This window comes from Roseovarius sp., from assembly GCF_018066915.1.
Classification (GTDB): Bacteria; Pseudomonadota; Alphaproteobacteria; order Rhodobacterales; family Rhodobacteraceae; genus Roseovarius.
Genome location: NZ_JAGPVV010000228.1, coordinates 1 through 8,659 on the forward strand (window position 1 = coordinate 1; position 8,659 = coordinate 8,659).

Sequence of the window (8,659 nt, forward strand, 5' to 3'; positions counted from 1 at the left end):
AAGGTTTCAAGGCTCAGGAGGTCGGAATTCGCCCCCCGGATTGCGGCGGTTGGAATATCCTTGAGCGCGTCGAAAAGCTGCCAGAGGTCCACCGCCTCACCTGCCCCCGCTTGCCCCACCAGCGCATCGCGGAGCCGCGCGTCATAACGCAGGCCAAGGCCGCCGCCCGGTTTCTCGTAGAACATGAATTCGGCCTGTTGCCGCCAGCGACTGAGCGGCACACCGGGAAAACCTTTGGCATGGACATGGGCGAGAGCGGCGGCGCAACTGTCCAGATCGGGCTGCGCCGGTTCGCGCCCCACGTAATCCATGATCCGCTCGATCCCGATGGGGGCCACCTCTGGCCCAATGTCATTGAGCACGACACCGCGCAGGCGCGCAGGGTGCCCATAGGCCAGCGCCATGGCAATCAACCCGCCGCGCGAGGTGCCGATCAGCGTGACGCGGTCCAGCCCCAGATGATCCATCAATTCAATCGCATCCTGCCCTTCGCGCAGGATGTTGTAGGACATGAAATCGGGGGCATGCTCGGAGTGCCCGCGCCCGCGATAATCCATGCAGATCACGCGATACCCCGCCAGATGGGGCAAGACAAAGCTGAAATCGGCGCTGTTGCGCGTGAGCCCGGCCAAGCAGAGGATCGGCGCGCCCGCGCCCTGATCGGTGTAATGGAGTGTCACGCCGTCCGAGGCGGTAAAGCACCCCATCAGCCGCGCGCCAGATCGGGAATACCCGTCAGGTCGCGCAACTGGTGGCGCGGTGTGGCGGGCAGCCGGTCCACCGGATCGCCCGCGCGGTTGACCCAGGCGGTGGTGAACCCATAGCCCGATGCCGCAGACGCATCCCAGCCATTCGACGACACAAAGAGCACCTCGTCGGGCGCGCAGCCAAACCGCTGCCCCACCAGATCATAGACCACGCGTGCAGGCTTGAAGATGCCAACGCTTTCGACCGACAGCACATCGTCGAGCAGATCGCCAATCCCGGCCGATTTCACCGCCCCCTGCAGCATGTCCGGTGATCCGTTCGAGAGGATCGCGGTATTCATCCCCGCCGCTTTCAGCGCACTGAGCATGGCGGGCACCTCAGCATAGGCCTCAAGCTCCCAATAAAGCTGCAACAGCCGATCACGCAGCGCGGTATCGTCTTGCAGCCCCTCCGCCTCCAGCGCCCAATCCAGCCCGTCCTGTGTGACCTGCCAGAACCCGATATGTTGCCCCATGACCGCCCGCAGCCAGGTATATTGCAACTGTTTCAGCCGCCATTTTTCCGCAATCGCGGGCCAATGCTTGGCAAAGCGCTCGCGCCCCGGTTCGGTTGCGGCATTGCGCGCGGCGGCGGCCACGTCAAAGAGCGTGCCATAGGCATCGAAAATGCAGGTGGTGATCGGCATGGTGTCCCCCTCGGTGATTGCGCGCAGACTGTCACGGAACGGCAGGGGGGAAAAGACCCCGAAGACCATGGAAACTACACGGGCGCGTGAGGGTGCAGGTCGCAGGCGCGCGCGTGCGCGCAGGCATCGGTTTGCAAATCCGGAGCGGGGTGCCTAAATTGGCTCGCAGTCGCCTCAAGCACCCGCGCAAACCCTGCGTGGCCTTGTAAACCCATCCTCCCCGAACAGATTGGAGATTCCATGACGCAGGTTAAACCGGGCGATACCGTCCGTATTCACTACACCGGCACGCTGGCCGATGGCGCAACCTTTGATTCGAGCGCCGGGCGTGACCCGCTCGAATTCACCGTCGGCTCGGGCCAGATCATCCCCGGCCTCGATGCCGCCATCCCCGGCATGGCCGTGGGCGAGAAAAAGACCGTCGAGGTGCCCGCCGACATGGCCTATGGCCAGCCTGATCCCAACGCCCGTCAAGCCGTGCCCCGCACCGAGATTCCGGCGGAAATCCCGCTTGATCTGGGCACACAGTTGCAGATGCAGACCCCGCAGGGTCAGGTTCTGCCGGTGACGGTGGCCGAGGTAACGGATCAAGAGGTCGTGCTCGATGCCAACCACCCGCTCGCGGGCAAGGACCTGACCTTTGCCATCGAACTGGTGGCCATCACCTGAGCAGCCACACCCCAATACGCGCGACCGGTGCTCTTTGGCCCCGGTCGCGCGTCTGCTCATTTCATCAGGTTATCGACATCCGCCAACCCGATGCCGGGGCTGTAGATATAGCGCAGTTCCTTGGTCTTGCGTCCCGATTGGTTCCGCTCGGTCCAGATATACTCCATCGAGCCGGGTCGCCCCTTGTGGGTAAAAGACGATTTAGTCACCGTGATCGTCACCCGGTAGCGCGTCGCCTTGCCGCCCACATGCTGCGCCATGTCGTAGCTGCGGGACATCCCGCTCCGCCACGGGCCAACCGGGAAAAAGGCATCGTCGGTGAAATACCGGTCGGCGGCCCCCGGTCGTCTGTCCAGAACCCGCGCCAGCGCCGTGCCGTCCGGGCGGAGCGTGTAATAGCTGGTCTTGGTGCCGGATTTTTCCCATTTCGTGCGCACATAGACCGTCATGCGCTGGCCTGTCACCGGATGGGTCCAACTGCGCGGTCCCACGATCCGGCGGACATCGACGGTCCGATTGATCCGGTCCCCGAATTTTGCGCCGGGCACCCCCGCCCAGAGCCCAAACCCAAGCTGCGCCGACGCCCCCGGCAATTGGATCACTGGCATCTGGATCACTGGCATATTGGGCACGCATCCGGTGGCCGCTGTCAGCGCGCCTCCGGCGAGGGCTGCAACAAAGAGGCGCCTGCTGAGTGTTGGTGTCGTCATGACCCGTTCCTTTTCGTCATTCAATGAGCGTGTTGATGATCTCGTTGTGTGAAAACGCACCGCCCCGGAGAATATTCCGAGGCGGGGATCAGATTTAGATCAAATATATGATTTTAAACTGAAAAATATCAAGGTGGTTTGCTGCGCGCCCGCCGCTCAAGGCCGCTTAGCCGATATCGAGCAGCACCGCGCCCGCGCGTCCCGGCGTCATCACCGCCTCATGCGCTGCGGCACAGTCTGCGAGCGGCAGGCGCAGGGCGATCTCGGGGCGCAGCGTGCCCGCCTCAAGTGCGGCATGCAGCCGGGCAATCGCCGCCTCGCGCGCAGGCCAAGGCAGGATATAGATCAGCGTGATGTCGATCTTGAGCGCCTTGAAGAGATAGGGGCCAAAGGGCAAGGTCGGTGCCATGTCCTTGCCCGAGCCATAGGCGGCGATGGTGCCATTTGGGGCCATGACCTCGGCCAAAAGGCCCGCGTTCTGGCCGAATTCCACCTCGATGGCGCGGGTCACACCGCGCCCATCCGTCGCCGCCATGATCTGCGCCGCAAGATCGGGATCGGCGTAATCGAACACATGTGCCGCCCCCGCCGCGCGCACCCGCTCCATCGCAGAGGCCGATGAGGTGGCGATCACGTGGGCCCCGGCGGCATGGGCCAGTTGCACGGCATTATGCCCGACCGCCCCCGCGCCGCCCGAGATGAGGAGTGTCTGCCCCGCCACATCGCCGCCGCCAAACACCGTCTGCGCCGCCGTGAGACCCGGAATCCCAAGCGTTGCGCCCACGTCAAAGGACACTCCTTCGGGCAGGGGCACGGCCTGCACCGCAGGCAGGGCGATAAACTCGGCGGCGGTGCCATGGCTGCGCTGCCACTGGCCGTTCCAGACCCAGACGCGCTGACCGATGCGGCCCGGATTGACGCCCGCACCCACCGCCTCGATCACGCCGGCCCCGTCCGACTGAGGGATGATTCGCGGATAGGCGGGCTTGGTCACGCCGGGGCGGTTGCCCGCGCGCGCCTTGGCATCCGACGGGTTGACCCCCGAGACATGCAGTCGCACCAGCACCTCACCCACACCGGGGGTGGGGGTGTCAACCTCGCTCAGTTCCAGAACATCAACGGGCGCGCCAAAGCGCGTATAGCTGACGGCGCGCATACGGCGCTGCGTCACTTGGTGCGGCGCAGGCGGATCACCACATCCACGGATGTGATCTCGGCTCCGGCCGGGGCCTTGGGCAGGCGGGTGATTTCCAACTCGGCGGCCGGAGCGTCGCTCAGCCGGTTCTCGTCTTCCCAGTAGAAATGCGGATGATCGACCGTATTGGTGTCAAAATAGCTTTTGGAGCCATCCACCGTCACCTCCTGCACCAATCCCGCATCGCAAAAGGCGCGCAGCGTGTTGTAGACCGTGGCCAAAGACACCGCCTCGTCGCCGTTCTGCGCGTCGGCATAGAGGCTCTCGGCGGTCACATGGCGATGCTGCCCGTCCCCGATCAGCAGATTTGCCAGCGTCACGCGCTGACGCGTGGGGCGCAATCCCGCATCAGAGAGCCATTTCGCGGCAGTCGAACCTGCCTCTTTGGTCATCGTGGCAAAGGTTGTCATCGTGTCATTCATCCCGTGTTTCACCCAATATAGGGCCTGCATGGGGGTGGTTTCAATTAATTTCCTGCGTCGGGCAAATCGAGGCGCGGTGATGTCGCAGGCTTGCATGCGCCTTTTGCGGGATGATAGAGGGGGCAAAGACCGGTATTTGCAATGAAGGGGGCCGCCTGCATGGCCGATTATCCAAGCAGCTTCGATCGCGATGACCTGCTTAAATGCGCCCGAGGCGAGTTGTTCGGACCGGGCAACGCGCAATTGCCCGAACCGCCCATGCTGATGATGGACCGGATCACCGAGATTTCCGGCGATGGCGGGGCGCATGGCAAAGGGCATGTGGTGGCGGAATTCGACATCACCCCGGACCTGTGGTTTTTCAAATGCCATTTCCCCGGCAACCCGATCATGCCTGGCTGTCTGGGTCTTGATGGGCTCTGGCAACTGACCGGCTTCAACCTCGGCTGGCGCGGCTGGCAGGGGCGCGGCTATGCGCTGGGCGTGGGCGAGGTCAAGCTGACCGGCATGGTGCGGCCCGACCGCAAGATGCTGACCTATTACGTCGATTTCACCAAGGCGGTGCAGACGCGGCGCCTGACCATGGGTGTCGCCAATGGCCGGGTCGAGGCCGATGGCGAGGTGATCTATCAGGTCACGGATATGAAGGTCGCTCTGTCGGAAAACTGAGCAGGCACAAGGGCAGGGGGGGCGGCAGATGCGCGGATGGATTGCGGCCCTTTTGAGCGTCCTAGCCCTGCCTGCCGCCGCCTGTCCCGAGGGCCAGACGCTCTTTCTCGACTGCGACATGGAGCGGGGCGGCAAGGCGTTGCAGGTCTGCCGCAGCGAGACCCAAGTCAGCTACCGCTTTGGTCCCAAAGGTGGCACGCCGGAACTTGCGCTCACGCGCCCCATCGGCGAGGGGGCCGAGTTTGTGCCATGGCCCGGCATCGGCCGCACCATCTGGGAGGCGGTGCGCCTGCGCAACAATGCCGTGATCTACGAAGTCTATGCAGGCTTTGACAAATTCGACGCGGTCGATGACAGCAAACCCGACAGCCGCTTTGGCGGTGTGGTGGTGATGCAGGACGAAAAAGGCGAGATTGCGCATCTCAAATGCCGCGCCGGAACGGTCGATTACGGCTTTTAGATCCGGTTTGGCCCCATGATCTGGGGCGCTAAAATCCCCCCTACCCAAAACCTTGCGGCTGTCCTATAGTGGCTGTGGATAACTGGGCATCAGACCCATGACCCAAGAGGCAAGGACAGAAAAGGGGGACGGCCAATGCGCTGCCCGTTTTGCGGAAATATCGACACACAGGTCAAGGATTCGCGCCCGGCGGAAGAGCATGTCTCGATCCGCAGACGCAGGTTTTGCCCCGGCTGCGGCGGGCGTTTTACCACCTATGAGCGGGTGCAACTGCGCGACCTCGTCGTGGTCAAATCGAACGGCCGCCGCGAGGATTTCGACCGCGACAAGCTGGAACGCTCGATCCGGATCGCGCTCCAGAAACGCCCCATAGAGCCTGAGCGCATCGAACAGATGATTTCCGGCATCGTGCGACGGTTGGAAAGCATGGGCGAGACCGATATTCCCTCGAAAACCGTGGGCGAGATCGTGATGGAGAGCTTGGCCCGGATCGACACCGTGGCCTATGTCCGCTTTGCCAGCGTCTACAAGAATTTCCAGGAAGCGGATGATTTCGACCGCTTTGTCAGCGAATTGCGGCCCGAGGACGCGGCCCATAATCCCAAACCGGACGCGTGAGCGCCGCCGACGCCCGCTTTATGGCGCTGGCCCTGTCGCTGGGGCGGCGGGGCATGGGGCAATGCGCGCCCAACCCTGCCGTGGGCTGCGTCATCGTCAAGGATGGCCGCATCGTCGGGCGCGGATCGACCGCGCCGGGCGGGCGGCCCCATGCCGAACCACAGGCGCTGGCGCAGGCCGGGGCCTTGGCGCGGGGGGCGACGGCCTATGTCTCGCTCGAGCCTTGCGCGCACCACGGCCAAACCCCGCCCTGCGCCGACGCGCTGATTGCGGCAGGTATCGCGCGGGTGGTGGCCCCCTTTGACGACAACGACCCGCGTGTCGCCGGGCGCGGCTTTGCCATGCTGCGCGCGGCAGGCATCGAGGTGCGCACCGGGGTTCTGGCCAATGAGGCCGGGCGCGATCTGGCCGGGTTCCTCATGCGCAATGAAATCGGGCGGCCTCTGGTGACGCTCAAACTCGCCTCAAGCTTTGATGGCCGCATCGCCACCGCCACCGGCCATAGCCAGTGGATCACCGGGCCAGAGGCGCGGCGCGTGGTGCATGCGATGCGCGCGCGCCATGATGCGGTGATGGTGGGCGCAGGCACCGCGCGCGCCGATGATCCCATGCTGACCGTCCGCGACATGGGCGCGCGGCGTCAGCCGGTGCGCGTCGTGGTCTCGCGCCGCCTTGATCTGCCGCTCCTCTCCAACCTTGCGCGCACGGCGCGCGATGTGCCGCTCTGGCTCTGCCATGGGCCGCATGTCGATCCGGCGCTGGTCACGGCCTGGCACGGCATCGGCGCGCGGCTCTTGCCCTGTGAGGTCACGCAAGGTCAGGTCGATCCGGCCTCGGTGCTTCGGGCGCTGGGCACCGAAGGGCTGACGCGGGTCTTTTGCGAAGGGGGCGGCGCGCTCGCGGCCTCGCTCTTGTCGGCGGGTCTGGTGGATGAGCTGATCGGCTTTACCGCCGGTCTGGCCATCGGGGCCGAAGGGCTGCCGGGCGTGGGCGCGCTGGGCCTTGCCCGCCTCACCGAAGCCCCACGCTACCGGCTGGTCGAAACGCGCGCCTTGGGCGGTGACGTGATGCACCGCTGGACGCGCGCCTGACACCAAGCCAAGCTTGCTACGCGGTCTTTGATTCGACAGGCTTTGCCACCGCACGACGTCTTTTGACGACGCGCGCTCGCCTGCCTTATTCCGCCGCGATTGCCAGGGCGTGATACGCCTTGATACGCTGGCAGGGCGACAACACCAGAGGGCGCGGCTTGATCGCGCGCACATTCATGTCCAGCACTTCGATCTTGTTGCAAAGGCCGCTTTCTCGCGTGTTCTTCTCGACGGTTTCAAACTCGGCCGAGGTCGCAAAGGCGATCTCATGCTGAAGCCCCATATGGTCGCGCAACCGCGCGACATAGGCCAGCCGAGGGTGGGCATTGACGGCGGCGACGCGGCGATCCCGCGCGAGTGCCAGAAGGTTGGGTCCAACGGCGGAGGTCTTGATCGGCGTATGTCCAGACAGAGTTTCCATGGTTTTGCCCTTTACCAAGCGAGGTGGAAATGAAGTGAGGCTGTACGTGACGTTCGCATCGACATCGAAGGTGATCGACATGCCGGACAGAGGCGGCAGACCCCGTGCCGCAATCAGGTAGATTTGCCCGTTGACGGCAAAGGCCGTCACCGCCCGCGAGCACAACGGACGCCCGCGCCTGCTGACCGCCGAGACACGGCCCGAACCGATATAGTCGAGCGGTTGATGCCGGACCGACCCATTCCGCAGGCTGAACCTGCAAAGCCCATCCGCTGCCTGCGACAGGATTTTGTCGGGGGTCTCTATCAAGGCAAGCAAGCCCCCGGCATGCCAGTCGATGAGACTGGAATTCAAGAGACCGCCATCCATCAGGCTGGCACGGCTGCCGTTGTATTCGTAGACGGTTTCCAGCGACTTACGCATTTGGATTTGGTCTCCCGCATGTGGGACAGTGTCCTGCACAACCTCAGTATGCACCTGACTTGCGGGCTTTGCATGGCCTCCAAAGATACTTCGCGTGATCTCTCGACAGCAGGGCGCACCTTTGCGCGCAATCGGCCGCCCGCCATGACAGGACCGCCGCCTTGGGGCAGCGGTCCTTTGGTCGCGGCAGGCGCGGGCCTCAGCCCAGTTCTGCGAGCCGTGCGAGCGCCGCGCGCAATTTGCCGTCTTCTTCCTCGCGCAGGACCAGGTTTTCGCGCGCCTCGTCCACCACGTCTTCGGGGGCGGAGGCCACGAAATTGGGGTTGTTCAGCCGCCCACGCAGCCCGCCCAATTCCTTTTCCAGCTTGGCCAGCGTTTTTTCCAGCCGCGCCTTTTCCTCGGCCACGTCGATGATATCGGCCAGAGGCAGGCCAAAGCTGCCGCCCTCCACCGCCACAGTGACGCAGCCCTTGGGGAAGGCATCCACATCGCTCAGGCTCTCGACCCGTGCCAGACGCTTGATCATCACCTCGTTGCGCGCCCATGCCCCGCGCCCGGCCTCGGTCAACTCCGTCACCAAGAGCGGCA

11 protein-coding genes and 1 pseudogene are annotated in these 8,659 nt (G+C 64.4%); 5 read left to right on the plus strand and 7 right to left on the minus strand.

The window, feature by feature from the left end; translation table 11 throughout:
• The coding region (locus KBT70_RS12705) for an alpha/beta hydrolase (RefSeq protein ID WP_296633959.1) at positions 1 to 707 on the minus strand (707 nt) is incomplete at its 3' end.
• Positions 707 to 1,393 (minus strand): haloacid dehalogenase type II, encoded by a 687-nt coding sequence (locus KBT70_RS12710; RefSeq protein ID WP_296633963.1) that lies wholly within the window; start codon positions 1,391 to 1,393, stop codon positions 707 to 709. The genes KBT70_RS12710 and KBT70_RS12705, both read right to left, overlap by 1 nt.
• 240 nt (positions 1,394 to 1,633) lie before the next feature.
• Here KBT70_RS12710 and KBT70_RS12715 point away from each other — a divergent pair, with 240 nt between their 5' ends.
• Positions 1,634 to 2,062, plus strand: coding sequence for a peptidylprolyl isomerase (locus KBT70_RS12715; protein WP_296633966.1), 429 nt, complete (start codon positions 1,634 to 1,636; stop codon positions 2,060 to 2,062).
• A gap of 56 nt (positions 2,063 to 2,118) precedes the next feature.
• Here the strand turns inward: KBT70_RS12715 and KBT70_RS12720 are convergent, their stop codons facing one another.
• From KBT70_RS12720 to irrA, 3 genes are all read right to left on the minus strand, one after another.
• Complete coding sequence (locus KBT70_RS12720) at positions 2,119 to 2,772, minus strand: hypothetical protein (protein ID WP_296633969.1); 654 nt, start codon at positions 2,770 to 2,772, stop codon at positions 2,119 to 2,121.
• A gap of 166 nt (positions 2,773 to 2,938) precedes the next feature.
• Positions 2,939 to 3,928, minus strand: a complete 990-nt coding sequence (locus KBT70_RS12725; RefSeq protein WP_296633973.1) for an NADPH:quinone reductase — start codon at positions 3,926 to 3,928, stop codon at positions 2,939 to 2,941.
• Positions 3,929 to 3,939: 11 nt separating this feature from the next.
• A complete protein-coding gene (gene irrA, locus KBT70_RS12730; protein WP_296633999.1) occupies positions 3,940 to 4,359 on the minus strand; it encodes an iron response transcriptional regulator IrrA in 420 nt (139 codons plus the stop codon).
• Positions 4,360 to 4,548: 189 nt separating this feature from the next.
• On the opposite strand from irrA, the gene fabA reads away from it, so the two are divergent.
• From fabA to ribD, 4 genes are all read left to right on the plus strand, one after another.
• Positions 4,549 to 5,058 carry a bifunctional 3-hydroxydecanoyl-ACP dehydratase/trans-2-decenoyl-ACP isomerase gene (fabA, locus tag KBT70_RS12735; protein WP_008280595.1) on the plus strand — a complete coding sequence of 170 codons (510 nt, stop codon included), beginning with the start codon at positions 4,549 to 4,551 and terminating at the stop codon, positions 5,056 to 5,058.
• A gap of 28 nt (positions 5,059 to 5,086) precedes the next feature.
• The gene (locus KBT70_RS12740; protein ID WP_296633982.1) at positions 5,087 to 5,518 is read left to right on the plus strand and encodes a hypothetical protein; all 432 of its coding nucleotides are present in this window, start codon (positions 5,087 to 5,089) and stop codon (positions 5,516 to 5,518) included.
• Positions 5,519 to 5,653: 135 nt separating this feature from the next.
• Entirely contained in the window at positions 5,654 to 6,136 is a 483-nt protein-coding gene (gene nrdR / locus KBT70_RS12745; RefSeq protein WP_008280592.1) for a transcriptional regulator NrdR, read from the plus strand.
• Positions 6,133 to 7,227 carry a bifunctional diaminohydroxyphosphoribosylaminopyrimidine deaminase/5-amino-6-(5-phosphoribosylamino)uracil reductase RibD gene (gene ribD / locus KBT70_RS12750; protein WP_296633990.1) on the plus strand — a complete coding sequence of 365 codons (1,095 nt, stop codon included), beginning with the start codon at positions 6,133 to 6,135 and terminating at the stop codon, positions 7,225 to 7,227. The genes nrdR and ribD overlap by 4 nt, the downstream gene beginning before the upstream one ends.
• Positions 7,228 to 7,312: 85 nt before the next feature.
• Here ribD and KBT70_RS12755 read toward each other — a convergent pair whose 3' ends face one another.
• The gene (locus KBT70_RS12755; RefSeq protein ID WP_296633994.1) at positions 7,313 to 8,071 is read right to left on the minus strand and encodes a hypothetical protein; all 759 of its coding nucleotides are present in this window, start codon (positions 8,069 to 8,071) and stop codon (positions 7,313 to 7,315) included.
• Positions 8,072 to 8,270: 199 nt separating this feature from the next.
• A pseudogene (locus KBT70_RS12760) lies at positions 8,271 to 8,659 on the minus strand (valine--tRNA ligase); the annotation flags it as partial.

What these genes read in the sequence shown, in the direction of transcription:
- nrdR (WP_008280592.1), top strand. Translation starts at nt 5,654, where the DNA reads ATGCGCTGCCCGTTTTGCGGAAATATCGACACACAGGTCAAGGATTCG.
- fabA (WP_008280595.1), top strand. Translation starts at nt 4,549, where the DNA reads ATGGCCGATTATCCAAGCAGCTTCGATCGCGATGACCTGCTTAAATGC.
- irrA (WP_296633999.1), bottom strand. Translation starts at nt 4,359, where the DNA reads ATGACCAAAGAGGCAGGTTCGACTGCCGCGAAATGGCTCTCTGATGCG.
- KBT70_RS12720 (WP_296633969.1), bottom strand. Translation starts at nt 2,772, where the DNA reads ATGACGACACCAACACTCAGCAGGCGCCTCTTTGTTGCAGCCCTCGCC.
- KBT70_RS12755 (WP_296633994.1), bottom strand. Translation starts at nt 8,071, where the DNA reads ATGCGTAAGTCGCTGGAAACCGTCTACGAATACAACGGCAGCCGTGCC.
- KBT70_RS12725 (WP_296633973.1), bottom strand. Translation starts at nt 3,928, where the DNA reads ATGCGCGCCGTCAGCTATACGCGCTTTGGCGCGCCCGTTGATGTTCTG.
- KBT70_RS12710 (WP_296633963.1), bottom strand. Translation starts at nt 1,393, where the DNA reads ATGCCGATCACCACCTGCATTTTCGATGCCTATGGCACGCTCTTTGAC.
- KBT70_RS12715 (WP_296633966.1), top strand. Translation starts at nt 1,634, where the DNA reads ATGACGCAGGTTAAACCGGGCGATACCGTCCGTATTCACTACACCGGC.
- KBT70_RS12740 (WP_296633982.1), top strand. Translation starts at nt 5,087, where the DNA reads ATGCGCGGATGGATTGCGGCCCTTTTGAGCGTCCTAGCCCTGCCTGCC.